We start from the raw sequence: 25,228 nt of genomic DNA, 5'->3' as shown, positions 1-25,228 counted from the left end.
AACTCGCATTGGGTATGCCAGTGAGTTGGACAACGTAGCCAGGTCGCCATCCAGTGCGCCGCAGTAGGTGCCATCTACTTGCGGGATCTCTAGGTTTGTGTCAGAGCCGGATGACAAGATGGGCGCCATGAGCAACGACGACTCGGGCACCAACCCCGGCCCCGGCTACCCGCCGCCGCAGGGCTACCCTCAGCAGCCGCCGCAATACCTTCCGCCCTCGTCCGGCGGATACCCGCCGCCTCAGCAGCCGTATGGACAGCCTCAATACGGGCAGGCGCCGCACGGCCAACCCCAGTACGGCCAACCGCAGTACGGTGCGCCGCAGCAGCCGGGCTACCCGCCTCCGCAGGGTGAGGGCTTTGCCGGGGGATACGCCCAGCCGCCGTACGGCGGTCAGCCGGGCCAGCCAGGCGGTCAACCTCCCAAGCGGAGCAAGGGGCCGGTGATCGCGATCATCGCGGGTGTGCTCGGGCTACTGCTGGTGGTGGTCGGGGTGGTGTGGGCGTTGAGCGGACGCTCGGATGAAGCCAAGCCGGAGCCCTCGTCGACGGCGACCACGCCGTCGACTCCCGTCGCGACCGATCCCGCGGAGACGACGCCGCCGGAGTCCGACTCCCCGGTGGATCCGGAGCCCACCGATCCCGGAGGGCTGCCCACCGACCCGGCCTCGCTGCCGACGGAGGGCCTCCCCGACTTCGAGGACGAACTGGCAGACCTGGAAGGCCTCGGCGATCTCGGCATCGCCGATCTCGACGCGTCCGTCTTCCCCGAGAAGATCGGCGACTACGAACTCGATAGCTCCTTCGGCTTCCTTGGCTACATGAAGGGCTTCACGAGCGTGGTCACCATCATGGGAGTCGGAAACCTCGGGTCGGGCGACATGGACTTCGATTTCTGGCGCGAGGGCATCGTGGACCGGACCGAACTGGCCGATGGCAAGGCCTTCTGTGGCGACAGCGAAGGCGAATACCTCTGCTTTGTCGACACTGAGTCGCAGGGCACCTTGATGGCCTACGGGCTCGACGTGAGCGGCGAGGACATGCAGTTGATCACCACTACCTTGGCGGAAGAGGTCGCCTGAGACTGGCCTCTGGCAGGAAACGACAAGGGCCCCGGCTGTGAAGCCGGGGCCCGTACGCGTTCTCGAGCTAACTCAGAGCTCGAGGCCGGGGTACAGCGGGTGCGCGCCCACGAGCGCCGCGGCGCCGTCGAGGGTGGCCTGCTTGGTGGCGTCGTCGAGCACGAACTTCGCCTTGCTCGGCTCGCCCTTCGACGTGGTAGTGGGCGTGGTGTTCTTCAGCACGCCGGCGATCAGGTCGGCCACTGCGTCCATGTCGGAGGTGGTGAAGCCGCGCGAGGTGAGCGCCGGGGTGCCGACGCGCACGCCGGAGGTGTACCAGGCGCCGTTGGGATCGTTGGGCACCGAGTTGCGGTTGGTGACGATGCCGGCGTCCAGCAGCGCCGCCTCGGCCTGGCGGCCGGTCAGCCCGAAGCTGTTCACGTCGAGCAGCACGAGGTGGTTGTCGGTGCCGCCGGTGACCAGCGTGACGTCGCGACGCAGCAGGCCCTCGGCCAGCGCCTTGGCGTTGTCAGCCACTTGCTGGGCGTAGTCGCGGAAGGCCTGGGTGCGGGCCTCGGCCAACGCCACGGCCTTGGCCGCCATCACGTGCGACAGCGGGCCGCCGAGCACCAGCGGGCAGCCGCGGTCGACCGACGGTGCGTAGGTCTCGGTGGCCAGCACCATGCCGCCGCGCGGGCCGCGCAACGACTTGTGCGTGGTGGTGGTGACGACGTCCGCGAAAGGCACCGGATCCTCGTCGCCGGTGAACACCTTGCCCGCCACCAGGCCGGCGAAGTGGGCCATGTCCACCATCAGCACCGCGCCCACCTCGTCGGCGATCTCGCGCATCTTGGCGAAGTTCACGCGACGCGGGTAGGCGGAGTAGCCGGCCACCAGGATCAGCGGCTTGAACTCGCGAGCCTGAGCCAGCAGCGCGTCGTAGTCGAGCAGCTGGGTCTCGGGATCGGTGCCGTAGGAACGCTGGTGGAACATCTTGCCGGAGACGTTGGGGCGGAAGCCATGGGTCAGGTGACCGCCGGCGTCCAGCGACATGCCCAGCAGGCGCTGATCGCCGAAGCGACGACGCAGCGTCTCCCAGTCGGCCTCGGACAGCTCGGCCACGCCCTTGGCGCCGAATTCGGCGAGGGCGGGGCGCTCGATGTGGTGGGCCAGGATGGCCCAGAAAGCGGTCAGGTTGGCGTCGATGCCGGAGTGCGGCTGCACGTAGGCGTAGTCGGCGCCGAACAGTTCACGGGCGTGCTCAGCGGCGACGGTCTCGACGGTGTCGACGTTCTGGCAACCGGCGTAGAAGCGGTGCCCGACGGTACCCTCCGCGTACTTGTCGCTCAGCCAAGTACCCATGGTGGCCAGCACCGGGAGGCTGGCGTAGTTCTCGGAGGCGATCAGCTTCAGCGAACCTCGCTGATCGGCCAACTCGGCGCGGGTGGCTTGCGCAATACGGGGTTCGACTTCTTCGATGGCGCTCAGGATGGTCTGGTAAGCGCCGCTCAGGGCTTGGGCGTCGGTCACGTCTCTCCTTCATAAAGGTCCGTGCGTCACAGCTTAGTGTTCCGCCGCGTTTGGCCCTATTTGTGTGACCTCCCTCCCCAGCGGGCGGCTGGATGTGGGAGAGTTCAAGGCAACGACGACGCAACGATGCTCTGAGGAGGGTCTGTCATGACCATCGGATTCACACCTTCGCTCTCGCCGACGCGGTTCCGGGTCTCGAAGGCCGAAGCGACGGCCCCGTACGTGCTGGGCCTCGACGTCGGCTCGGGCGGTTCCCGGGCCGCCGTGTACGACGCCACAGGCCGGGAGGTGAAGGGCCGGCGGTTCAAGGTGGAGCACGTCTTCAACTCCGGCACCGATGGGACGTCGACGATCGACGCCGACCAGGTGGTGGCCGAACTGTTGGAGTGCATCGAGCGCTCCGTCGACAAGATCCCTCAGCCGATCAGCGCGATCGGCATCGACACCTTCGCGTCGACGCTGGTGCCCGTCGATGCCAACGGCAATGCGCTGGGGCCTTGCATCACTTACGCCGACACCCGGTCGCGGGACAAGGTGACCCAGCTGCGCGAGAGCCTCGACGTCGCCACCCTGCACGACCTCACCGGCGCGCGCATCGCCGCGTCCTACATGACGCCCCGGCTGGTGTGGCTGCGCGAGGACCACCCCGATGTCTTCGCTCGCGCCCGGCACTTCATGGCGCTGGGGGAGTACATTGCCTTCAAGCTGCTGGGCACGCCGGCCATCGGCACCGCGGCTGCCGCGTGGGGCGGCATGCTGAACCGCCGAACCGGCGAGTACGTGCCCGAGCTGATCGAGGCGGCGGGCGTCGATCCCGATTCGCTCGGCGCACCGCACGACCCCAGCGACGTGGTGCCGGTCGCCGGCTCGCCGCTGGCGAAGCTGGTGCCTGAGGTGGCCAACGCCGTGTGGGTGCCCGTCGTCGGGGACGGTCTCGGCGCCAACATCGGCACCGGAGCGCAGGGCGGCTCCACCTGGGGTATCTCGACGGCCACGTCCGGCGCCATCCGGATGCTGCTGAACACCTCTATCGATTCGCTCCCGAGCGGGCTGTGGGCCTACCGGGTCGACGCGCAGCGCACGCTCTTCGGCTCCGCGATGAGCGACTGCGGACGGGTGCTCGACTTCGCCCAGAACACCTTCCGGCTGCCGCCCTACGAGGAGCTCAACACCGACTCCCTCTTCGCCGCCGACCCGTCGTCGGGCACGCCGCTGGTGGTGCCGTTCCTGTCGGGAGAACGCGGCACCAAGTGGCGCGACGGTGTGCGCGCCTTGTTCGCCGGGGTCAGCGCCGCGACCACGCCCGAGCAGTGGCTGCGGGGCTCCGTCGAGGGCCTGGCGCTGTCGTTCCTGCGGATCGCCGACCAGATGAAAGACGCCGGCGGAACTCCCGAGCGCATCGTGCTGTCCGGCAGCATGACCAACCTGGTCCCGGGGTGGCTGCAGATCCTGGCCGATGCGCTGGGGCAGGCCGTCGAGCACATCGACATCCGGCGTGCGACGATGAGAGGCACCGCCGTGCTGGCGTTGGAGCAGGTCAGCGATCAGCCGCTCGCCGAGGTTCCGGTGCGGGCCCGCGTCGAACCGGTCGCCGGCCGTGCCGAGTACTACCGCGAGCGCCTAGCCCGCTTCGAGGATCTCGCCGACCACGCGTGAGTTCTCGTGGAAGGGCCCGTGACGACCGAGAGGACTATCCCTGGTCGCGCTGCTGCGAGATCTCGTAGAGTGCCACGGCCGCTGCGACGGAGGCGTTCAACGACTCGATCTCGCTGGCGATCGGGATCGACACCAAGACGTCGCAGTGCTCTCGCACCAGTCGGCCGAGGCCCTCGCCCTCCGAGCCGACGACCACCAGGAGCGGTCCGTCGACGCCGGGGATACCCGTCAGCGGGACGTCCGACTCGCCGGCCAGACCGACGACGGTGAAGCCCATCCGCGAGGCCTGCTCCAGCGCACGGTTCAGGTTGGTGACCATCGCGACGGGCACCCGGGCTGCCGCGCCGGCGGAGGTCTTCCACGCGGCGGCGGTCATCGAGGCGGAACGACGCGCCGGGATCACCACGCCCTGTGCACCGAAGGCGGCGGCGGAGCGGATGATCGCACCCAGGTTGCGGGGATCGGTGATGCCGTCGCAGAACACGACGATGCCGTCCTCCTCGGCCGCGTCGGCCAGCAGATCCTCGGCGTCGGCATAGTCATAGGCCGGCAGCTGGATGGCGACGCCCTGGTGCACGAGGCCGCCGGTCACCCGGTCGAGCTCGCCGCGGGTCACCTGCAGCAGCGGAAGCGAGTTTTCGGCGGCGAAGCGCAGGATGTCGCGCAGCCGGTCGTCGCGCTCGGCGCCTTCTGCCACGTAGGCCTGCTTGACGGGCATGCCCGCCACCAGCGCCTCGTAGACGGGGTTGCGGCCGACCACCCAGTCGGCGCCGGCCAGCATCTTGCCCGACCTGCGGGGCTGCGTCGCCTGGCGCTTCTGCGCGGCCTGCTTGGCCTTGTGGGCCTTGTGATAGACGCGGTCCTCCGCCTTGGGCGTCGGCCCGCGGCCCTCGAGGCCGCGCTTGTTGCGGCCGCCGGAGCCGGCTGCCTTGTTCTTGCCTTTGGTGGTGGCGCCGCGGCGCTTGGAGTTACCAGCCATGATGTGTCCTGCTTACTTCTCCAGGGACCACTTGGGGCCCTGGGGGGTGTCGGTGATTTTGAGGCCGAGGGTGGCCAGGGTGTCGCGGATGGCGTCGGCGGCGGCCCAGTCCTTCGCCGCCCGGGCGTTGGCGCGCTGCTCCAGCAGAGCGCCGACCAGACCGTCCACGACGGGACGGAGGTCGTCGTCGGAGCCGGAGTCGGCCCATTCGGGAGCATCCGGATGGATGCCGAAGACGTTCAGCATCATCGAGACCGTCGAGTGGGCGACGAGGACAGCCGCCTGGTCGCCGGTCGCGAGAGCCTGATTGCCCGCCCGGATGGCGTCGAACAGGGCGGCGACGGCGGCAGGGGTGCTGAGATCGTCGTTCATCGCGGTCTCGAAGGCCACCCAGGTGGGATCAGTCCTGGGCGCGTAGGCGAACCAGCCGACCTGCGTCTCCTCGCCGGCGCGCGACATGAACGAATCGATGCGCTCGATCGCCTTCTCGGCCTCGGCCAGCGAACCGCGCGAGTCCTCGTCGTCGGGGGAGAACTCGATGGTGGAGCGGTAGTGGGGGGCCAGCAGGAAGAAGCGCACCGCGCGGGGGTCGTGGCGCTTGGTGACCTCGGAGACGAGCGCCGTGTTGCCCAGCGACTTGCTCATCTTCTCGCCCGACATGGTCACCCACGCGTTGTGCATCCAGTAGCGCGCGAAGCCGAGGCCCGCGCCGGCCGACTGTGCCAGTTCGTTCTCGTGGTGCGGGAAGCGCAGGTCGATGCCGCCGCCGTGGATGTCGAAGGTGTCGCCCAGGTACTTGCCGGCCATGGCGGAGCACTCCAGGTGCCAGCCGGGGCGGCCGCGTCCCCAGGGCGACGGCCACGACGCGGTGCGCGGCTCGCTGGGCTTGTGGCCCTTCCAGAGGGCGAAGTCGCGGGGGTCGCGCTTGCCGCGCGGGTCGGCGTCGGCGGCCGGCTCCATCTCGTCGACCTTCATGCCGGAGAGTTCGCCGTAGCGGGGCCAGGAGCGCACGTCGAAGTAGACGTCTCCCGAACCGTCGGGGGCGACGTAGGCGTGGCCACGCTCGATCAGTGCCTCCGTCAGCTCCAGCATCTCGGGGATGTGTCCGGTGGCGCGGGGCTCGTAGGTGGGCGGCTTGCAGCCCAAGGAGGCGTAGGCGTCGTGCAGTTCGCGCTCGAACTTATAGGCATGGGCGAACCACTCGACGCCCTCCTCGGCCGACTTGGCGAGGATCTTGTCGTCGATGTCGGTGACGTTGGCGACGACGGTGACGTCGAGGCCCTTGTGCTCCAGCCATCGGCGCAGCACGTCGAAGACCACCTCCTTGCGGATGTGACCCAGATGCGGCGACGCCTGAACGGTGAGCCCGCAGTGGTAGATGGACACCTTGCCGTCGACGAGCGGGACGAACTCGCGCACAGTGCGCGTGGCGGTGTCATACAGATTCAGGCTCACGCGACGTGATTCTACCGTCGCCCAGCCCCTCCCCACCTCGTCCAGGCCTCGCGCTCGCTGACGGCGAGCACAAATCTGCGTATGAGCGAAGGCCTCCCGTATATAGCGAGGCCTTCGCGCATACGCAGATTTGTGCCCGGACCCGCTCCACGAGGGGCTCGCAAATCTTCAAGAAAAGCCCCGCAAATCTTCAAGCTGAGCGTCGTGAATCTTCAAGTTGAGGCTCGTGGATCTTCAAGTCGCGTGGCAAGATGGGGCCATGGAACCTGGTGCTGTCTATCCCCGCCACGTGTGGAGATCCTTGTCGGAAGCGCTTACGGACACCCCTGTGGTGATTCTGCAGGGTGCCCGGCAGGTGGGGAAGAGCACGCTCGCCAACCAACTTGCCGCTGATCGGCCAGCGGTGGTGGTCACGCTCGACGACCCGGGTGTTCTCGCGGTGGCAGAGTCCGATCCTTCCTACTTCGTGTCTCAGGCCGGAGATGGGATGCTCGTGATCGATGAGGCGCAGCGAGCGCCCGGGCTCATTCTTCCGCTCAAGGCAGCTGTCGATCGGGATCGCCGCCCCGGAAGGTTCCTGTTGACGGGATCTGCGGATCTGCTGCAGGTCAAGGGGGTTGGTGACTCGTTAGCTGGACGGGCAGAGACCTTCGAGCTCCAGCCCCTGAGCCAGGGGGAGCTGGGACGTAGGTCGACGCCTGAAGACTTCGTCTCGTGGCTGCTCGCTGAACCCGTGCTCGGAGAGTTCGACCCGCTCGATACGGCTTCTGTCGTGCGTGGTGGCTACCCAGAGGTGCAGACGCGTCTGCCCCGACGCGCGCGCGACTGGTTTGCGTCGTATGCCGGGCGGCTTTCTGATCACGATGCCCGAGAGCTGCATGGCGGTGGCTACGCGGACCATTTGCGGGCGCTCTTGGCCATTCTCGCGGCGGGAGGGCAGCAAGAGATCGTGCGAGCGCGATTGGCGAGGGATCTGGACATCGCGGAGAACACCGTCGATGTCTACCTCCGCACCGCGGCCACGATGCGTCTTGTTTTGACGTTGCCGTCGTGGGGTCGCAGCCTTCGGGGGCGGGTCGCCCGTCGTCCCAAGACCTCCCTCAACGACACCGGGTTCACCGCAGCGCTGGCAGGATTCACCGAGGCCCACGCCCTTTCGCTCGGTGGGCGTGAGTATTACGGCGTGCTGGTCGAGCAGTTCGTCACGACCCAGCTTCATGCCCAGAATGGCTGGAGTGACCAGCCCTATCGGATGTTCCACTATCGGGAGACCGATGGCCTGGAGGTGGACATCGTGCTCGAACTCGCCGACGGCCGGCTGGTCGCGATCGAGGTGAAGTCGGCGTCCGAGCTGACCCCCAGGGCCTGGCGAAATCTGGAACGGTTCCGTGAGCGGTTTGCGGACCGTGAGGTCGTCGGCGTGTGCTTCCACACGGGCTCGCGCGCGTGGAGGGTGCGTGGCTGGCTCAACCTGTTGCCGGTGACCTCGCTCTGGCAACACTGATTTCGCCGATGGTTCCGCCCGCATGGTCGGCGGTGTGGCCCGTCAATGTGATGTGTTTCGTTCGCGTTCTTGGTAGTCGCGTGGTGAGAGTCCGTGGAAGCGTGAGAATGCGCTGCTGAAGGCCGGCAGGTGGGAGTAGCCGAGGCGACGAGAAGGGCCTGGACCTACCGAGGGAGCCCCGGCCAATGTCCAAGGTGTACACGGTGCGTCGTTGGGATCCGCAATCCCGAGAACTGGACGTTGATTTCGTGAAGCACGGCATCGGGGTGGGCACCACTTGGGCATACAGGGCCAGGCCTGGAGATCGCATCCACCTCTATGGGCCGAGCGGATCGCGTGCACTTCCAGAAGAGGCGGACTGGCTCCTGGTCGCCGGCGACGATACCGCGATCCCCGCGATCGCACGCCTGCTCGAGGACCTTCCCGACGACGCCCGGGCGCAGGTGTTCATCGAGGTCGCCGAGGCTGCACATCGGCTGGACTTGCGGAGCTTGCCGCACGTCGCGGTGACATGGTTGGTGCGCGACGGCTCTCAGGCGGGAATCGGCACGCTGCTGCTGGGTGCGGTCAAGGAGGCCGATTGGTGGGAGGGTGAGCCATTCGCGTGGGTCGCCGGGGAGCAGTCGACCGTACGCGATATTCGCCGCCACTTGGTCGAGCAGCGCGGTGTGGCCAAGGAGGACATCGAGTTCACCGGCTACTGGCGTCGTGACGAGGTGGTTGCGCTCGAAGAGGACGCTGCGGTGCCGGATCCGGAGAAGAACACCGAGGCGCTTGACCGGCTGCACGAACTGGTCGAGGTGGTTCCCCCGATCGCCGTGCGCACCGCCGTCGAGCTCGGCGTCCCGGAGCTGATCTCCCGTGGCATCACGAGCGTGGCGGACCTGGCCGTCAGAACCGGCAGTGACGAACGAGCCCTGGGCAAGTTGCTTCGCTACCTGCACGCCCTCGACGTGCTGACCGAGACCGCACCTGGTAGCTACGGTCTGACCGCGATGGGCGAAGGCCTGACCATTGATTTCGTCATAGATGCACTGCAACCCACTGGGGTATATGGCCGCGGCATGCTCGGTATCTTTGCGCTGACCGAGTCGATCCGCACGGGCAAGGCGTCCTATGCCTCGGCCACGGGCCAAACCTTCGCCGAGGTGCGGACGGAGCAGGACTACGAAGACCGTTATCTGGAGCGGCTCGCAAAATTTCAACCACTACTCGCTGAGCCGATCGCGAAATCAGATCTGCTCCGCGGTGTGCATCATCTCGTGATCCACTCCGGTGGAGCCGGCGCTCAGGCGCGCGAGTTCATCGCCGCCCATCCCGATCTACGGGTAACGATCTGCGCACTGCCGGCCGAGAACCTCACTCCGGGCGGGCGGATCCTGCTCGTTGAGGACACCTTCGACACCGAGCGCCTGGACGGTCCTGACGAGCACGACGGTGAGGCGGATCTGATCGCTCTCACCATGCACGGCTCCGGCCTACGCACCCCGGCTGAGCTTGAGGATGTCATCTTCCGCGCTGGTCTGATCCTCAATGCCAAGCACACCGTCGGCTGGGGCACCACCGTCTATGAGCTGGTGCCCGTCGTTACCCGTTGACATCCCCACGCCCAAGAAACACGATCAAGAGAAAGAAGAACCCTTCCATGATGACACCCTGGAGGCGACGTACATCCGCCCTGGCTGCGGCGCTGTTGAGCACAGCTCTCGTCCTCACTGCTTGCGGCAGCGATGATGACGGTTCGAGACCGGCGAGCGATGATTCTCAGGCTGTGACCGATGAGACCCAAACCTTCCAGGCCGACAACGGGGCGATAGCACCGACCATCTTCTACACGATCGAGCCCGGACAGTGGAAGGAGAAATCTGCCACGCTGGCGGAGGCGCTCGGCGTGATCGACGTCCAGACGCAACAGAAGGAAGCCTATGAGGCGGTCGTCGCGGATCTTCGCGAGAAGTATGGCGAGGCAATCGACTCGATGACCTTCGCGGCGGTGAACCAGTGGGGGAGCGATCCGGGATCGTTCTACCGCGAGTACGCGAACTCGACCTGCACAACCTACGCCGGCGACGCTGGACTGCAATTCCCCGGAGCGGCGCAGGATGCGGCGAACGGTGCTCCGTTCGAAGAGATCTCCGTCGAGCGCTTGGGTGAACTGTCGGAGTTCGACGCGGTGCTTTATCCGCTCGGGCCTGACGGCAAGCCGACCCCGGCCATAGTGCCCCTCCTCGAATCCAATGCGTGGAAGTCACTGCCCCTGGTGCAGTCGGACAAGGCGCTTCCGGGTGGGTGCGTTACTGTAACATTTATTCAGTATGTTACAGCTCTTTGGTCTTGCGCTCAGGACAACTCCCAAACGGCTCGGGGATCGCGCTTCGAGGTGCCCCGCCAGGTAATGAGACCCTCCTCGCTGAGCAGGTTCAGAGCGCGGGTCGCGGTCATGCGGGTTACTCCGGTGAGCTCCGCGAGTTGTCCGGTTCTCAGCGGCGTTCCCGATAGTCGGAGAGCGTCAAGGATCTGCCTGGCGCTCGGGGTGAGCCTGGTGAGCACGTCGTCCGGAAGGGCATCGGTGGTGAGCAGTGTGAGGCGGACTCCCTCCGCCGACTGTGTGTAGATCGGAGCGTCAAGGCCGCGACGCCGCATCTCGGCGAACATTCGCTTGATCCCTTCGCCCAGTTCGCGGGTGATGCCGAGATCTGAGCACACACGGGCGATGCGTGGATTGCGGGCGTAGCGTGAGATCTGGAGTGGTCGATGCGGATCGGCGATGCCGGGGAAGCGGCCGGGGGAGGAGATCTCGATCCGGTTGGAGAAGATTTCCACTCGGATGTGATCGCCCATCATGCTGTATGAACGGTGGATAACGGCGTTGACCAGGCCTTCGAGCCAGGCCTCTCTTGGGATCTTTGGTACCGGTCCAAAGCGTCCGTTGTCGCCCAGTCTTTGCCACTTGGGAACCCACGCCTCGATCACTTCTGCCGCGTCCTTGATCTGGGTAGGCAGGGGGCCTCCGAAGCGGAGGTCGGTTCCTTCTTCGAGGGTCATCGACGATCCGACACCGCGCTCGGTGCCGTCGTATCGCAGCACTCGGACGTAGGCGCTAGGGAACTCGCTTTGGGGATGGGCGTCGAAAAGAAGTGCTGCCGCGACCCGGAGCTGTCCCCGACGGTTGATCAGGTCGCGCGCGTGCAGCATGTCTTCGACAGATGATGAACCGATCATCGTGGCGTAGGACTGGAGTTGCTCCTGGTTGAGATCGCCTTGCTGGAGCGTCGTTGGTGTGGAGTCATAGGGCGCGGCGCCCCGGTCGAACATGAGTTCCTGGTGCTGGGCCGCGTTCAGGCGTCGAGACTCGTCACCCACCCTGAGGTAACACTGTCCGTTGGTGAGGGTGTGCACCTGGTCTCCGGGGTCCACGCGAATGACCAAGAGAGTCACCGGCTTTCCGTCAGGCGTTTCGACGCGGAGTTCTGACGTGTGAGCGCGCACTGGAGGGACGGTGTGGTCGAACGCGGTTTGGCGTAGGTCGTTGATGCGCTGGTCGGAGACCCCGTCGATCTTGCCGTCGTGCAGTCCGATCGCGACGACGCCGCCGTCGGCGTTGGCAAGGGCGACCAGTGCGATGGCGGCATCCTTTGGACTGATCCGCCCCGACTTGCGCTCGAACCACTGTCCTTCGGGCAGCGTCAAGAGCTTCTGGGCGGCGTCTGTGGGGGACTCGGAGAGTGCGCGGTCAACGTCAGAAGGAGCCATGCAGTAACTGTAACATTTATACAGTATGTTACAGCTTGATCTGGATGCGGTGCACGACGCCAGGTCTGACGGAACTCACCTGGGTCTATCCGAGAGGATGTCGGGTGTCCTAGAGTCTCGCTATGTACCGCCTTCTTGCGCGCATCGGCCTCTTTGCGCTTGTCGTCTTGCTCTTCGGAGGCGCAGCGGTTGCACGGGCCGACGAGGCGTCTCCGCCCACTGGTGTCAGTGTCGTCCCCGGCGACGAACTCGTGTTGAGCCAGCCGACCAGCGCCGGCCCCGCGACAGCGACCATCACCATCGGAAACGGAACCGACCAGCCGATCGAGGTCCGACTCACCGCTGTCCTACGAGACAAGGACGCGAAGAAGGTGGCCCCGAGCACTCTCTCGGGGCCAAAGACGCTTGAGATAGGCGACGTCGAGGAGTTCGAGATCGGCGCGACCGGTGTCGACGATGGCGTGGTCCTCGTCACAGCGGTTGCGGCTTCAGACAAGGCCCAGGTGGCTGTTATAGAACTGCCGGTCTCCACCGTCACCGAGGATGACTCGAAGGCTCCACAGCCTGCGGTCAGCGAGTGGAAGGTCACCCAAGGCACGTGGGGTGCCGGCCGACTGAGCAGCTGGGTTCAACGGCGGACCGCTGCTCGCGACGAGCAGCCCGTGACCTTCACCCAGGCTCAGGCCACAAAGAAGGACTGTCTAGATCTGAAGTCTGATGCGAAGGGGCAGGGCGACGAGGTCACCTGTGTGCGCATGAACATTCCGCAAAAGGCGGAATGCAGCCAGTGGACGTCCCAAGACCTTGTCTTGGCCGGCAGTAGCGGTTCTGTGCCGGCGAGGGTGATCTGCAACTTGGACGGTCAACTCCAGGTCTCCTATGCCAGCGACGGCATCAGGCCAGGGCTGTATTCGGGGACCGTCAAGTTCGGCGACGCCGAGCTGGCCGTCACACTCACGCAGCAACGGCCGTTCTGGACGGCTCTACTGCTCGCAACCAGTGGCATGTTGCTGGTCTGGATCGCCACCTCGTTGTGGACGATCGTGGGTCCACTCGCCCGGGCACACGGGAGACTGAGAGCAGCGGAGTCTGAGACACTCGAGGCGACCAAGCAGAGAATCAAAGGCAACCCTCCCCGGCCTGAGATCGTCCTCGCCCTTCGGGCGATGTCGCCCGACATAGGCCCGGAGCTTGCGCGCGTCGCCTCTTACATGAAGCCAAAGATCATCTGGCCGCTAGTGGCCGTTCTCTCGTCCGCCGCGGCAGCGGAGCTCGACAAGGCCGTAGGCGAGCGACAGCAAGACGCAACACACGTGGATAGCTTGGTCGACGCCCTCGAGACCCTGGATGCGCGGAGACAGGGGCTTGTCCCGAACAAGCCGCTGCGCAAACAGGCGGACCGGTTCTTTGCCACGGCGCCGGGCTGGAAGTACCGCGGCGCCGAGACCATCGCCAAGATCAGTGCGCTCACTCAGGTCGCGATCCTGAGGGCGGACCTCAAGAAGATCAAGGACATCGCTGTGTCCCTTGGCGGGCCGCTGCTACCTGAGGCCGAGCGCGCTGCCCTGAGGGTCGTTCGCGCTGAGATCGAGCGACTTTCCGAGTTGGTGGACGACGCCGACGATGCAGCTGCTCTGTTGACGGGGGGCCTCGTCGAGTCTGTGCGAGCAGTCCGGGCGAACTGCACCGCCCTGTTCGTGTCCGTGAACGGGGAGGCCCGCGCAAGCGAGCTGGGGGCTGACACCGAAGGAGCAGTCCCACCCCAGGTGAAAGCGGTCATCGAGGGAGGCCTGCTGATACCCGGTCTCTCCCAGATGCTCGACGGCCTGACCAAAGCAGCCGCAGTCGTTGCGGGAGGAGTGGCCCCTTGGCTCCTCTACCTCATCACCGCTGTGGTCGCCTTCTACGGGGGCCTTGAGGCGTTCTACTTCGACAAACCGTGGGGGACGGACCGCGACTACATTGCCGCGTTCATCTACGGCGCCACCGTGCTGGCGGTCTCCCTCAGCCTCGGTACGTTCTTCAGCAAGCGAGGACAGAAGGAAGGCTGATCACGCTGCGGAGGGAGCACCTCCGGCGACGCTATGGGCCCGTTGTGGCAGCCCTCGGTACAAACCCCCGCACAAGTCCAATGCGCTCCTCAGCGGAAGCTGGGGAGTTCTCCGCGCGGTTTCGCGAACGGGAACAGCAGGTTCTCGAGGCGCTTGATGCCTGCGAGCAGCTGGTGCGCGAGCCGGGTGCCCGTCCGCGACGCGGCGGCGTCGACCAGGTCGATCAGGAGTCCGCAACGGTCGGCCGTCTCGATCAGCCCCGTGAGGGTGGAGGGGGAGAGCCCGGCTCTCATCCTGCCGATGGCCTCGGCGGTCTGGTCCGACGGCCAGAAGATCGACCGGTTCTCGATGCCGCCGATGACCTCAAGGAGCGCGGCCTGGTCGAGCGGATCCAGCGTGGCTCTGATGGCGCCGTAGAGGAAGGACAGCAGCGTCGGCGCGGCTCGCAGTCCCGCCGCGTCGAGGACCGGGTGCGGTGTCTCCTGCCTGAGAGTCACGCGGAGGCGGTTGAGGTCACCGGTGGCCGGACGCGTTCGCGCATGCTGCTCCATGAACTCCGCAAGGAGTTCAGGAGCTCGCGAGTCGCGGGTGGCCCTTGCGATCTCAGAGAGATGCGAAAGGCGGAACATGTCGAAGGCATCGCCGCTCACGATGGTGCGCAGTTCGGTGAGCCCCCCTGCCGACAGGGCCGCTTGGACGATGATCGCCTCGTCGACCTCTCCGAGGGTCCGCTCCGAGATGCCGAGCGAACTGGCGTATCCCTGCAACTCAGCGGCACCCAGAGACTCAAGAATGCGTTCGTGCCCCGCCCGGTCCCCGGCTACTGCCGTCAGCGCTGCTCCGTAGAGCCGGACAGCCGCGGGACGCGGCTCCAAGGCGGGGAACGTCTCCGCTGCGAGGAGCCGCTCGCTCCGATTGTCCAGCATCAGGTACGCGAGAGCGATGTACCACGGATGATCGTGGGTGTTTGCGAGGAAGAGCCCGTGGCGGGGCCGATCCTCGAAGAACCGGTCGACGGTGTGCAATGAGCGGGCGGAGTCGCGCATGAACTCGAACTCCCCGCGGTCGAAGAGCAGCACCCACCGCGAGTTGGGAATCGTCGGCGTGGTCGCAGCTACTGCCATGGTCCCTCCGCCAGGTCTGGCGGCGTCGAGCTGCCTCTCTTCCCAGCTGGAATGGCCGACATCGCCCAGGCTGCGGTACTTGTCCATCCGCGCGTCGCGGGTCGCGTACTGGTCCTCCCAACCCAGCGAGGCGACCTCCTCCTCGGAGAGGGTCTCGTGCCTCCCGGCCCACGACTTCGCCTTCGCCCGTGCACGCAGCGGCCAGAACTCGATATCCGGCCCGAGCGCCAGGACGATCTCCTCCGCCTCCGGCGGTGTGAGCCTCCAGAGGTCGTCGTCGAGGAACCCGAGATGGTAGTTCTCCTCGACCCATGCTGTCCGAGCATCTACCGACGGCGGCTGTGCCGCGTAGTACGCGACGGCCTCCTGGTGGATCCTCCTGGCGTCGATCTCCGGACTGGTCTCCAGGCCGGGAACGAGCAGGCGGCGAACGTCTGCGCGGTGCTCGACGACGTCGTCGCCCACCCGGCTGACAAGCCACACGTGCTGGGCGAGTTCCGCGAACGCCTGATGGGCCCGCTCCTCGGTGTGGACGTCGAGCGGAATCGTCGACGCCCGCGCCAGCACCTGGAGGATGAGTTCCGGGGTGACGCGCCGCAGCACGACTCCGGGGTAGGCGAGCGCCTGCACGACGGGGTTCTCGATGCGCTTCAGGATGCGTTCGTACACGAAGCGCAGCCCGATCTCCGCCGTCGGCGATTGGCGTCGCGCGGCCCGGCCGTCGCTGAGGAGCTGCGCGACGCCCGCCGTGTCGTTGGCCGCGATGAACCGGTGGAGGAGCTTCAAGACGAGCGGGTTGCCGCCGAAGACAGGGGGAAGGTCCCACGCGGTGACGCCGTCGACGCCGAGCTCCATGAGGAGCGTCGTGGCGTCGCCGTCGGAGAGGTCGCCCACGAACAGCGGGGGAACGACCTCGTTGAACATCGCGCGCACCTCCTTGGGCGACACGTGGGGCGCGTCGGGGATCACGGCCCGCCCGCAGACGACGAGGCGCAGCTGCGGCAGGAATGCGCTGTCGCTCAGGTCGGCCGCCCATTGGAGGACGTCTCGCACCGCCGTGTACCCGCGGATCGCGACCTCCTCGAACGTGTCGAGCACGATCGTGATCGGACCCTCCCTTCGGGGCCACCCGCTGAGGACGGAGCCGAGGTCGCGCAGCGCGGCCGCCGCCGTTCCTCCGGTGGAGTCCACTCCGATGGCGGGATCGCTGTCGCTGAGCAGCGCCTCGGAGCGTTCGCGGAACTCGGCGAGCGCCGGCTCCAGCGTGGCGTCCGCGAGCCCCAACTGCCGGGTGAACTCGATGGTCAGGTCGATGGGGCCCGCGCCGATCAGCCGGGCGCGGTCGAAGTCGAAGTAGACGAGGGGAGCGGCGCTGGGGTCGCGTCGCTGCGTGTAGACGAAGGTGGACACGAGCGCGGATTTCCCCGCTCCTCCGGGGCCCTCGATCACGAGGCTCGGCACCCAGCGCGATGTCGGCCACGGGGTGGCGCAGTAGGTGGAGAGCCGCGCGAGATGGTCGTCGCGCCCGATGAGTCGCGGGGGAATGACGGCCAGCAGGGCGTCGTCGGCGTCGTTGAGCGCGATCTGCCGACGCACGGTCGCCGCCGTGTCCTCGTAGCTGCTCTCCGCGTCGGAGATGTCGTCGAGCAGGCGCACGGCCTGGAGGAGGTCGTCGAGGTCGACGGCATCCGACGGACCGCCCGCGCCAGGGGCGGCGGGCTTGGTCGGGAGCGTCCCCGCGAGGCCATCGACGACGTAGGCGGCGAACCGGTCGTCCGACGACACCTCCACCGAGCTGAGCAGCTCGGCGAAGTCCGGTTGCTTCTTCAGCGATCGCAGCACGGCCCGCCGCGCGTCTCCCTGCATCTGCCACTGCCGGTGGCTCGCGCCGGCGACGTCGACCTCCTCGCACACCGCGGCGAGAGCGTTGATCGCGCCGATCGGCTGTGCCGCGAACTGAAGCGGGTCGAAGGTCGTCGACACCGCCGCCGTCAGCCGGAGGCCGGCGTCCAGCTGGTCGAGTCCCGGGTTCGGCATCGCGCTCATCGTGCATCCTCGGCGTCGGACAGCATGCGGTCCACCTTGTCCGAGACGTAGTCGCTCAGCTTTCCGATGCTCGTGCCCGCCGTGAGCATGACAAGCCGGGTCAGCCGGTCAATCTCCTGCGTGGAGTACGCGAGCCCCTTCGCCGTCAGTCCGTAGCGGATGTAGGACGCGACATCGGCGGCCTGGGGCGGCAGGATATCCTCGCTGTGCGCCAGCCCGTTCGGGAAGCCGCTCGGGACGGTGCGGAGCCCGAGCAGCACGATGCGAAGATTCGCGAATCCCGACGATCGGCGGTAGAGCTCGGAGAGGAAGTCCTGCACGCTGCCGTCGGGGACCGCGAGCTTGCGCTTCGAGAGGTCGTCGACGACAAGCCAGACGGTGCGGCCCTGGAACGCTGCGGCGAGGCGCGTGACGAATGCCGTCGCCAGGTTGCTGATCCACACGCCGCGGCTGGAGTTGGCCTCGGCGATCGTCGGAAGTCCTGCCGTGTCGACGCCGAACCAGCCGAGGATGAGCTCCGCGGTGCGGAGGGCGTCGGAGTGGAACTCGCTGGCGCTGAACGTCTGGATCGCGTGGCTGCCGGGCGGGAGGCACGCCCGCATGATCTCGACGGTGAAGCTCACCCCCTTGTCCCTGGGCGCGGCCTTGACGCGGACGAGGGGCTGGGGCGCGCGCCGGATCCATTCCTGACACCGGGTGCGTCCCAGGATGGGGCGGCTGCCGTCGACCAGTCGGTAGGCCTGCGCGTAGGAGCTCTCGAGCAGATCGATGTTCTGGCTGCGTACGTCGGCGCGGATCGCCGTGGCGGAGATGGCGGTGTTGATGGGCGGGTTGCCGTAGGCGCCCTGGTGCAGGCCGACGAGCGCGTAGGTGCCGTCGAGGAGCAGTCCGCCCGACGACCCGGGCAGGGAGTTGGCGTCGTGGTCGACTCGCTCGTTCGGCGACTTCGGGCGGAAGCCGACGAGCGTGCCCGAGGCCTGCCGCTGCTGGACGCCTTCCGGGTGCTGGAAGAGGTGGATGGGGCCGCCGATGACCGGCTCGACGGCCGCGTCGAGGTCGTAGTACCCGCGCTCCGCACCGGGGGAACCGGCGAGGAGGATCACGGCGTAGTCGAGGTGTCCGGCCAAGGCGCCGAGCGCGTTCGGCTCGTGGAGTTCGACGCCGCCCGCCTGGGTCCTGCTGACCTCGTCGGGGTGAGGAGGCCGGGAACACACGAGCCAGTTCTCCGGCACGCGATAGAGGCTGGGCTGGTTCGCGTCGGTCGCGTGGTCGAAACGGACGGTGAGTTGGCGATGCGCGTCGGGTCGCGGTGCCTCCGTGGCGGGGTCGACGAGCGCCGACACCACGTGGAAGGAGGTGACGACGGTGCTGGTCCCGACGAGGAACCCGGTGCCGGTGACCGCTCCGGGCCGGCCGTCGATCTCGACGTCGACGCGGCACAGCCGAGCGCGTGCCCGCAGGCCGCCCCGTTCCACCTCTGCGGTGTCGGGGAACCCCAGTTCGCGCTTCACGACGGCTTGAAGGTTGGTGACGGGCGGTGCACCCGACCGCAGGAAGCCGTCGCGCAGGAGCCGCTCGGCGAGTTGGGTGAACCAGCCCTCCTCGTCCGCGTGCCGGAGCGCAGCCTCGAACGCGAGGCCGTCGCTGCTCGCGCCCAACGCGGCCACCATGAAGGAGCGGGTCTCGCGATCCTTGGGGCGCACCTCGTCGTAGAGACGCTCGAAGTCCTTCCTGTTGCAGGTGACCTGTCCGGCCAGGTCGCGCAGGTCGAGGGGCGGCGCCGCACCGGCCTCGGTGTCGGTCATCGCAGGAAGTCCGCGATCTCGCCGCGAACCCTGTCGATCGCGTGGGCGAAGTTCGCGCGCAGCCAGTCGCCCGCGAAGTGGAGGCCGGCGACATCGAGGTTGTCGTCGAAGGAGAGGACGCAGGATCCGCTGTTGCCGCCGAGCGACGTGGCGTCGTGCGTGAACACGCGCGGGTTGGGGTCGTCGGGACGGAACTGCGTCGGCGTCTGCATCACGAGCCCCGGGCTGAGGTAGCGCACGCCGAACGTCGTTGCGTAGATCTCACCCAGGCGCCGGATGACGTCCATCCGCCGTCGTCCCTCCTCGTCCGAGGGGAGGGCGGTGGGCATCGCCGGGTACCCGATCACGAACAGCTTCGCGCCCCCGCCGGCGGGCTTGCCGGAGAGCCGCAGGGGCGGTGGTGCCTCGCCGTGGGCGTTGGTCTTCGCGATTCGGAGGAGCGCGAGGTCGAGGTTGCGGTAGTCGACGACGTCCGCCGGGTTCGGACCGCTGAACGCCACCTCGACGATCTCGAAGCTCTGCGACGGGTCCTTCGCGGAGGCGGAGAAGTTGATGGTCGGCCGGCCGTGGAGCACCCACATCGACGGCTGGACGCGGCGCGGTGCCGGGAACGCGAGCGCCTCCAGGACGTGGCGGTTGGTCATGATGAGGCCGTCGCCGACCACGAACCCCGTTCCGGCGTGGATCCCGGCGGCGGTATCGATCCGGCCGATCGAGCCCTGAATCCCGCGGAGTCGGGCCTCCTGGAGGAGGACGGCGCCGGCCCATTCGCCGAGGCCGGGATCGTCGGGGTCGACGACGTCGTCGGTCATCCGCAGCGCTGGCCGTCCCTCGAGCTGCACGAGCGCCTCGAGCCCGACCTGCGCGTCGATGTCGTCGGGGATGAGCTTGCCTGCGCTCAGTCGCTTCACGACGCGTCGGGTATCGCGCAACAACTGATCGTGCAGAGGCTTTAGTTGCGCGGCACGCTCAGTCTTGGCGAGCGACGCGCGCACACTCTTGAGCCGCGCGTTGATCGCGTCGATCGGGGCGTCCCGGTTGGCCGCGAGCAGGTCCCGCGCCGCCTCGGGCGAGATGTCCGCCGTCGACTCGAACCCGCCCGCGCGGGCGGCGACGATGACGACCGGGTCGGCGGCGTGGGCCGGCTCGGTGCGCTCCGTCGGCCGCACGTGACCGCCAGGAGGCGGCGCCGTCGGGCCGATCGCGGCGGCCAGCTGCGGGCTGATGCCGTTCCTGGTCATGCTCGACTCGGCTCCACCCGGCTCCGCGGCACCGACGCGGGCGTCCTCCAGTGCCAGCGCGCTGAGTTCCAGTTGGAACCGGGGATCGGTGGCGACGTCGCCGAGCCGGACGGCGTCGGCCGGTCCCCAGGCCTCGGCGAGCAGCTCGAGCGTGTCGGGAGCGCTGGCACCCGGAGCGGCCTCCAGCTGGATCGGGGGCGGACTGTTGAGCGGCCGGGCGAGAAGAGCCCCGGCGTCGACGATGCCCTGCCCGAAGTCGGACGTGTCCCAGTTCGCGGGGGTGCGGGCGGTCGCGACGAGGAACTCGCGGAAGAGCTCTTGCACGGTGATCCCGCGACGGGCCGCGGCGTCGTGGACCGCGTCGATCCCGTGATGGGAGAGCCACAGGGCGGCGGTGCCCGCCGTGAGGGCGACGGCGAAGGAGGTGCCCTGGCCGCCGCCGATGTCCGCCCCCGAAGGCCCCGCGATGGCGCGCCAGACGTTCTCTCCGGGAGCCGTGATGTCGACGCGGGCACCGCGACAGGATCCCTGCCATGGCAGGTCGTGCACGTTGCTGCCGGCCACCGCGATCACCTCGTCGTACCGGGCCGGGTACACGACGAGCCGCACGCAGTTGCCTGCGGCCGCCAACACGATGATGCCCTCGCCGATGGCGCGGTCGATGGCGCGCCGCATCGCCCGGCTCGGCGTTCCGCCGAGGCTCATGGTGATGACGTTGGCGCGGCGGAGCCGGGCGTGATCGATGGCCTTCGCGATCGCGGAGCCGTTGAAGAGGAGGACGACGGACTCAATGGCGCGGATGGGGATGAGCGTCGCGCCGGGCGCGGAGCCCTTCACGTCGCCCCCGGGGCCGCTGACGGCGACGCTCGCCGTCGCCGTGCCGTGTCCGGGGAAACCGCTGGTGCCCATGGGATCGGCGGCGTCGGGAGTGTCGGTGAGGACGTTGAGGCCGTCGCGTTGCACGACGTCGGACAGCTCGACGTGGTGCGTCACGCCAGTGTCTGGTTGTGCGATGGTGACGCCGGCCCCGCGGGCAGGTGACTGTGCCCACGCCGCAAGCACGCCCGCTCGCTCGAGCGCCCACAGCTTGTCGGTCGGAGCGTCCCCCTCCACGAAGCAGGTGCCCGCGAAGGCACGAGCGATGACGCCCTCCGGTGCCGCGTCCGGCGGGAGTGGCTCGACGTAGATCTGAGTGCCGAGGTCCGGTTCGACGGTGACCGCGCCGAGGGCGTCGGCCAGTTCGTAGGCCATCGCGAAGAGCATCTCGTTGCCGACGGTGCGCTCCAGCCCGGGGAACTGCAGGACGTAGAACTCGCCGAACTCGCCGTCGGACGGCCCTTGGGGCTGGTCGCCGGGGCTGGGTGTTTCGTCGAACAACGGGTAGAACTGGAAGGAATCGGGCTCAGTCTCAAGGAGCTCGGCGATCTGGCCCTTGACGGCATCGACGTCGACGACCGTCTGAAACTCGACCACGAAACGCAGCGTCGTGAGGTCGAGCCCCGTGATCTCTACATCCGGGTCGCGGGCGGCCAACAGTAGCCTGAGGACGTCAACACCGTTCATTGCGGACCCCTTCCGCAGCAGGCAGCTGTGCTTGTGAGCGTCACTATCCTCCTTCGGGTACCGCGAAGCAAGAGTCTTCGACGCCCGAAGCGTCGTCAATGACAGTCCGGTCGAGCTCTTGTGGCTCAGCTCGGGCGAGCGGGTTTGCGCTTGATGACCAGGGCGACGAGTTCGCGGCTGCAGCCGATGCCGGCGGCGAGCGAACCGTACGACCATTTCTCCGGATCCTCGGCGCGCAGGCGTTTGATCAGGGAATCGCGTTCCGCGCGGAGACGGGCGGCCAGTTCTTCGGCCTCCGCGGCCTTGCGATGCAGCTCCCTCGCGCGGGCGAGTCGGGCGTCGGAGACGCCCCCACGACGACGCGAGGCGGCACCCCGCTGAGGGGTGCCGCCTGCGCTGGGCCGCTCAGTCACGGGCGAAGTCCGCGATCAGGGTGGGCACGGCTGCGTCGAAGCCGGCGACGTCGAGCATGCCTGCGTCGTCGGGGTCGGCGATGCTGAAGGCGGTGGCCGTCATGCCCACGACGACGAGCTTGGCCGGGATCCCGGTCTGCTCGCGGTAAGCGCGCAGCGCTTGGTGCGGGTGCACCTTGCCGGCCCAGGTCTCGTTGTCGGTGTAGACCACGAAGGTGTCCACCTCGATTCCCTTCTCAGCCGCGTACAGCATGGGCAGGGAGCAGTCGGTGCCGCCGAACGGCATCGCGTCGATCACCCGCAGCGCATCGTCGAGACGCTTCCGGGGCGAGATCGCCAGCGTCTTCAGCTTCGTTCCCCAGGCGAGGCCGGCCCCAAAGCCCACCGCCATCGACGACGGCTCCGTGGCCAGCTGCACCAAGGCCAGTGCCGCCGATGCTTCGCGGGCGGTGATCGGCATGCCCGAGATCGGCGCCCCCATCGACCCCGACACATCCACCGCCAGCAGCGTGCGCTTCCCCGACGGACGCACGGCGCCGAAGGCCGCGTAGAACGCCGCATCCAATGCGTCGGCCACCTTCTGGGTGGGCTCCCAGGAGGACGAGCCACGCGCCGATGTGCCGGCAGCATAGGTGCGCTGCGCCACCAGCACGTTGACCGGGTGCACGCGCGCTCGCCGCAGACGCTCGGCGTCGACCAGCTGAGCCGTCACCTCGGCGGTGCGTCCGCCCATCTCCGGCAGCAAGCCCAGTCGGGTGAGCCGGGGGAGCTGACGCAGCAACGCCGTCTGCGGGAGACCGGCGTCGAGCAGGGCGTCCCAGACGGCACGCTCGGCGAGCGCCGCGTCGGGCAGCATCTCCCAGGACAATCCGTATTCGCGCACGAGTCGCGTCCAGGTGGTTGCGTCGGTGGCCTGCTGTGCGGCGGTGAAACCCTGGATGAGCCGCGGGATCTCGGCGCCGACGGTGCCGCGCACCACCCACTCGAAGATGTCCCGCATCGTCGGCGCGGATGCCTGCGGGTGGGACAGCCGCAGCAAGTCGCGGTGCGACCAGCCCTCGCGCTGGCGGTACTTCGCCAGCTGGTAGGCGAGCTGATCGACGTCCTTCGACGTGTACCAGCCGGCCACCGCGCGACGCAGTCCGCGACCCCAACCGCGGAACTGCTCGACGTAGCCGGCGAAAAGGAACAGGTGCGTGCCGGTGCGCGCCACCTGAGGCAGGGCCGCCAGCGCGGCCGGAGCCGACTCCGGCACCGAGGCCGCGTAGGCCAGAGCGAACAGGGCCGGGTTCTGCTTGGGTGCGGCGCCGCTCGTCGAGACCTCGACGATGGTAGCGACGAGACCCTCAGGATCGTCGGCTGCCATGCGCGTGAGCACCGCGGCGTTGTCGAGAGCGAGGGCATGGTCGGAGGCGTAATAGGTGCCGCCGTCGACACCCAGGGTGAGGAACCGGCGCAGCCTGGCTGCGTCGTCGATCATGAAGGTGTAGCCACCCGCCGAGTTCGCGACCTGCTTCGGGTTCGCCGCCTCGTTCTGTGGCGTGCGACGCAACCCCAAGGTGCGCAAAATGTCCATTCCTCTTCCTCCTTCCGATGTCCGTGAGCCACGAGGCGGGGGCGGGGGCGGGCGTGTCGTGCCAACCGGGTGTCCTGTCCTGTCTGGACCGGCCCTATGCAGAGGTAACCGATCGACTCCGGCCCGCCCCCTCGCTTCATGGGGCTAGGCGGGCAGGTGTGTGACAACCGGGATTGGTTGCTGCTCTACCAACTGAGCTACTGATTAATCAGCGGGGGCTCGAACCCCGGACCCGCAAGTTAGAAGTTAACCGATCGTCTTCGGCCCGCCTAGCTGTCACTAGTGTGTAGTGCACTACACACCTTTGTCAAGCCGGCCGGGTTTGCGGGTGGTGGTTGAATCTGGACATGAGCATCGACGTCCAGATCTGGTCCGACATCGCCTGTCCCTGGTGTTTCATCGGGAAGCGGCGCTTCGAGAAGGCGCTGGCCGCCTTTCCCGAACGAGATCAGGTGCGAGTGACCTGGCGCAGCTATCAGCTCGACCCGACGCTGCCCGAGCACTACGACGGCAGCGAGGTGGACTACCTCGTCGCCGCCAAGGGCATTCCGCGAGAGAACATCCAGGAGATGATCGGCTACGTGGGGCAGCAGGCTGAGGGCGAGGGCCTGGCCTACGACTTCGGCCGGCTCGTCGTGGCCAACTCCCGGCGCGCCCATCGCGTGCTGCAGGCCGCCAAGCGCGCCGATCAGGCCGATGGTGGCGGTCGGACCGACGCGCTGGAGGAGGCGCTGTTCTCCGCCCACTTCGAGAACGGCGCCGATATCGGCGACGTGGACACCTTGGTGGCGCTGAGCGCCGAAGCCGGACTGGAGGAGACGACGGTGCGGGCAGCGCTCGACTCCGTCGAACTGGACGCCGCCGTCGACGCGGACGTGCAGGATGGCCTGACCATCGGTGTGCGCGGGGTGCCGTTCTTCGTGGTGAACAACGCCTACGGGGTCTCCGGGGCCCAACCGTCGGAGGTCTTCACCCAGGTGCTGGAACGAGCGCTCGCTGACCAGCGGCCGAAGCTGATCGACGTCGGCGGAGAAGGAGAGGCCTGCGGTCCCGAGGGCTGCTAGCCGCCCACCCACGCTCTTCGAGGTGCATCCCACCTACGCTCTTCGAGGTGCGAGGCCGTCTGCGGCCGAGCCTCGAGGAGAGCCAGCGCGAGAATCCGCAGGAACCCGACCACACGTCCCCACGCATGGTCGCGCTCTTTTCGAGCTTCCCAGGGGCCCTGGAGGGGCCCCTGCCTGGGAGCAGAAGATGTGGCGGGAGGGGTTGCGTTGGGCGGGGGGTCGGGTTCATGGTGGTAGTGCTTGGTCACGGTCGAACCCCGGTAGTCAGCCTTGGGGCCCCTCCTGGGAGCCCGTTTTCGAGCTTGGTGGTGGAGAGCATGCGCAGAAGCGCGGATTGTTGCTATAAGCACGTGTAACAGACTTGGTTGTTTGGGACCCTTCGCTCTCCCCGTGACCAGCAGGCCACCA

Annotated in this window: 15 protein-coding genes; 6 read left to right on the top strand and 9 right to left on the bottom strand. The window is 67.8% G+C overall.

Going from position 1 to position 25,228, the window contains the following annotated elements:
* Nucleotides 1-127: 127 nt before the first annotated feature.
* Nucleotides 128-1,081 (top strand): hypothetical protein, encoded by a 954-nt coding sequence (locus P0D62_RS13245; protein WP_275703022.1) that lies wholly within the window; start codon nt 128-130, stop codon nt 1,079-1,081.
* A 72-nt stretch (nt 1,082-1,153) separates the two neighbouring features.
* Here the strand turns inward: P0D62_RS13245 and P0D62_RS13240 are convergent, their stop codons facing one another.
* The gene (locus P0D62_RS13240; RefSeq protein ID WP_275703021.1) at nt 1,154-2,590 is read right to left on the bottom strand and encodes a glycine hydroxymethyltransferase; all 1,437 of its coding nucleotides are present in this window, start codon (nt 2,588-2,590) and stop codon (nt 1,154-1,156) included.
* A 147-nt stretch (nt 2,591-2,737) separates the two neighbouring features.
* Between P0D62_RS13240 and P0D62_RS13235 the strand changes: the two genes are divergently transcribed.
* A complete protein-coding gene (locus P0D62_RS13235) occupies nt 2,738-4,246 on the top strand; it encodes a gluconokinase (RefSeq protein ID WP_275703020.1) in 1,509 nt (502 codons plus the stop codon).
* A gap of 34 nt (nt 4,247-4,280) precedes the next feature.
* Here P0D62_RS13235 and rlmB read toward each other — a convergent pair whose 3' ends face one another.
* The gene (rlmB, locus tag P0D62_RS13230; protein ID WP_275703019.1) at nt 4,281-5,225 is read right to left on the bottom strand and encodes a 23S rRNA (guanosine(2251)-2'-O)-methyltransferase RlmB; all 945 of its coding nucleotides are present in this window, start codon (nt 5,223-5,225) and stop codon (nt 4,281-4,283) included.
* A 12-nt stretch (nt 5,226-5,237) separates the two neighbouring features.
* Nucleotides 5,238-6,680, bottom strand: a complete 1,443-nt coding sequence (gene cysS / locus P0D62_RS13225; RefSeq protein ID WP_275703018.1) for a cysteine--tRNA ligase — start codon at nt 6,678-6,680, stop codon at nt 5,238-5,240.
* A gap of 328 nt (nt 6,681-7,008) precedes the next feature.
* On the opposite strand from cysS, the gene P0D62_RS13220 reads away from it, so the two are divergent.
* Together P0D62_RS13220 and P0D62_RS13215 are read left to right on the top strand one after the other, a co-directional pair.
* Nucleotides 7,009-8,184: an ATP-binding protein gene (locus P0D62_RS13220; RefSeq protein ID WP_275703017.1), complete on the top strand. Its 1,176-nt coding sequence runs from the start codon at nt 7,009-7,011 to the stop codon at nt 8,182-8,184.
* Between the two features lie 158 nt (nt 8,185-8,342).
* On the top strand, nt 8,343-9,782 hold the full coding sequence (locus tag P0D62_RS13215; protein ID WP_275703099.1) for a siderophore-interacting protein: 1,440 nt from the start codon (nt 8,343-8,345) through the stop codon (nt 9,780-9,782).
* 742 nt (nt 9,783-10,524) lie between these two features.
* Here P0D62_RS13215 and P0D62_RS13210 read toward each other — a convergent pair.
* Nucleotides 10,525-11,937: an ATP-binding protein gene (locus tag P0D62_RS13210; RefSeq protein WP_275703016.1), complete on the bottom strand. Its 1,413-nt coding sequence runs from the start codon at nt 11,935-11,937 to the stop codon at nt 10,525-10,527.
* A 122-nt stretch (nt 11,938-12,059) separates the two neighbouring features.
* Here P0D62_RS13210 and P0D62_RS13205 point away from each other — a divergent pair, with 122 nt between their 5' ends.
* Nucleotides 12,060-13,988 (top strand): hypothetical protein, encoded by a 1,929-nt coding sequence (locus P0D62_RS13205; protein WP_275703015.1) that lies wholly within the window; start codon nt 12,060-12,062, stop codon nt 13,986-13,988.
* 89 nt (nt 13,989-14,077) lie between these two features.
* Here the strand turns inward: P0D62_RS13205 and P0D62_RS13200 are convergent, their stop codons facing one another.
* The 5 genes from P0D62_RS13200 to P0D62_RS13180 all read right to left on the bottom strand — a co-directional run bounded on the left by P0D62_RS13200 (nt 14,078) and on the right by P0D62_RS13180 (nt 23,756).
* Nucleotides 14,078-17,158 (bottom strand): ATP-binding protein, encoded by a 3,081-nt coding sequence (locus P0D62_RS13200; protein WP_275703014.1) that lies wholly within the window; start codon nt 17,156-17,158, stop codon nt 14,078-14,080.
* A complete protein-coding gene (locus P0D62_RS13195) occupies nt 17,155-18,963 on the bottom strand; it encodes a trypsin-like serine peptidase (RefSeq protein WP_275703013.1) in 1,809 nt (602 codons plus the stop codon). Before P0D62_RS13195 ends, P0D62_RS13200 begins: the two co-directional genes overlap by 4 nt.
* Complete coding sequence (locus tag P0D62_RS13190) at nt 18,960-21,767, bottom strand: S8 family serine peptidase (protein ID WP_275703012.1); 2,808 nt, start codon at nt 21,765-21,767, stop codon at nt 18,960-18,962. Before P0D62_RS13190 ends, P0D62_RS13195 begins: the two co-directional genes overlap by 4 nt.
* A 125-nt stretch (nt 21,768-21,892) precedes the next feature.
* On the bottom strand, nt 21,893-22,180 hold the full coding sequence (locus tag P0D62_RS13185; protein ID WP_275703011.1) for a hypothetical protein: 288 nt from the start codon (nt 22,178-22,180) through the stop codon (nt 21,893-21,895).
* Nucleotides 22,173-23,756 (bottom strand): TROVE domain-containing protein, encoded by a 1,584-nt coding sequence (locus P0D62_RS13180; protein ID WP_275703010.1) that lies wholly within the window; start codon nt 23,754-23,756, stop codon nt 22,173-22,175. Before P0D62_RS13180 ends, P0D62_RS13185 begins: the two co-directional genes overlap by 8 nt.
* Before the next feature lie 347 nt (nt 23,757-24,103).
* Here P0D62_RS13180 and P0D62_RS13175 point away from each other — a divergent pair, with 347 nt between their 5' ends.
* Nucleotides 24,104-24,820 (top strand): DsbA family oxidoreductase, encoded by a 717-nt coding sequence (locus P0D62_RS13175; protein WP_275703009.1) that lies wholly within the window; start codon nt 24,104-24,106, stop codon nt 24,818-24,820.
* Nucleotides 24,821-25,228 lie beyond the last annotated feature (408 nt).

Origin of the sequence: Tessaracoccus caeni (assembly GCF_029211185.1) — a bacterium.
In the GTDB taxonomy this organism is placed as follows: Bacteria; Actinomycetota; Actinomycetes; order Propionibacteriales; family Propionibacteriaceae; genus Arachnia; species Arachnia caeni.
This window is presented reverse-complemented; position numbering and strand designations above follow the sequence as displayed.

Excerpts from the sequence above, each read along its gene's own strand:
- P0D62_RS13245 (WP_275703022.1), top strand. The coding sequence starts at position 128 with ATGAGCAACGACGACTCGGGCACCAACCCCGGCCCCGGCTACCCGCCG.
- P0D62_RS13235 (WP_275703020.1), top strand. The coding sequence starts at position 2,738 with ATGACCATCGGATTCACACCTTCGCTCTCGCCGACGCGGTTCCGGGTC.
- rlmB (WP_275703019.1), bottom strand. The coding sequence starts at position 5,225 with ATGGCTGGTAACTCCAAGCGCCGCGGCGCCACCACCAAAGGCAAGAAC.
- P0D62_RS13210 (WP_275703016.1), bottom strand. The coding sequence starts at position 11,937 with ATGGCTCCTTCTGACGTTGACCGCGCACTCTCCGAGTCCCCCACAGAC.
- P0D62_RS13205 (WP_275703015.1), top strand. The coding sequence starts at position 12,060 with ATGTACCGCCTTCTTGCGCGCATCGGCCTCTTTGCGCTTGTCGTCTTG.
- P0D62_RS13200 (WP_275703014.1), bottom strand. The coding sequence starts at position 17,158 with ATGAGCGCGATGCCGAACCCGGGACTCGACCAGCTGGACGCCGGCCTC.
- P0D62_RS13195 (WP_275703013.1), bottom strand. The coding sequence starts at position 18,963 with ATGACCGACACCGAGGCCGGTGCGGCGCCGCCCCTCGACCTGCGCGAC.
- P0D62_RS13190 (WP_275703012.1), bottom strand. The coding sequence starts at position 21,767 with ATGAACGGTGTTGACGTCCTCAGGCTACTGTTGGCCGCCCGCGACCCG.
- P0D62_RS13180 (WP_275703010.1), bottom strand. The coding sequence starts at position 23,756 with ATGGACATTTTGCGCACCTTGGGGTTGCGTCGCACGCCACAGAACGAG.
- P0D62_RS13175 (WP_275703009.1), top strand. The coding sequence starts at position 24,104 with ATGAGCATCGACGTCCAGATCTGGTCCGACATCGCCTGTCCCTGGTGT.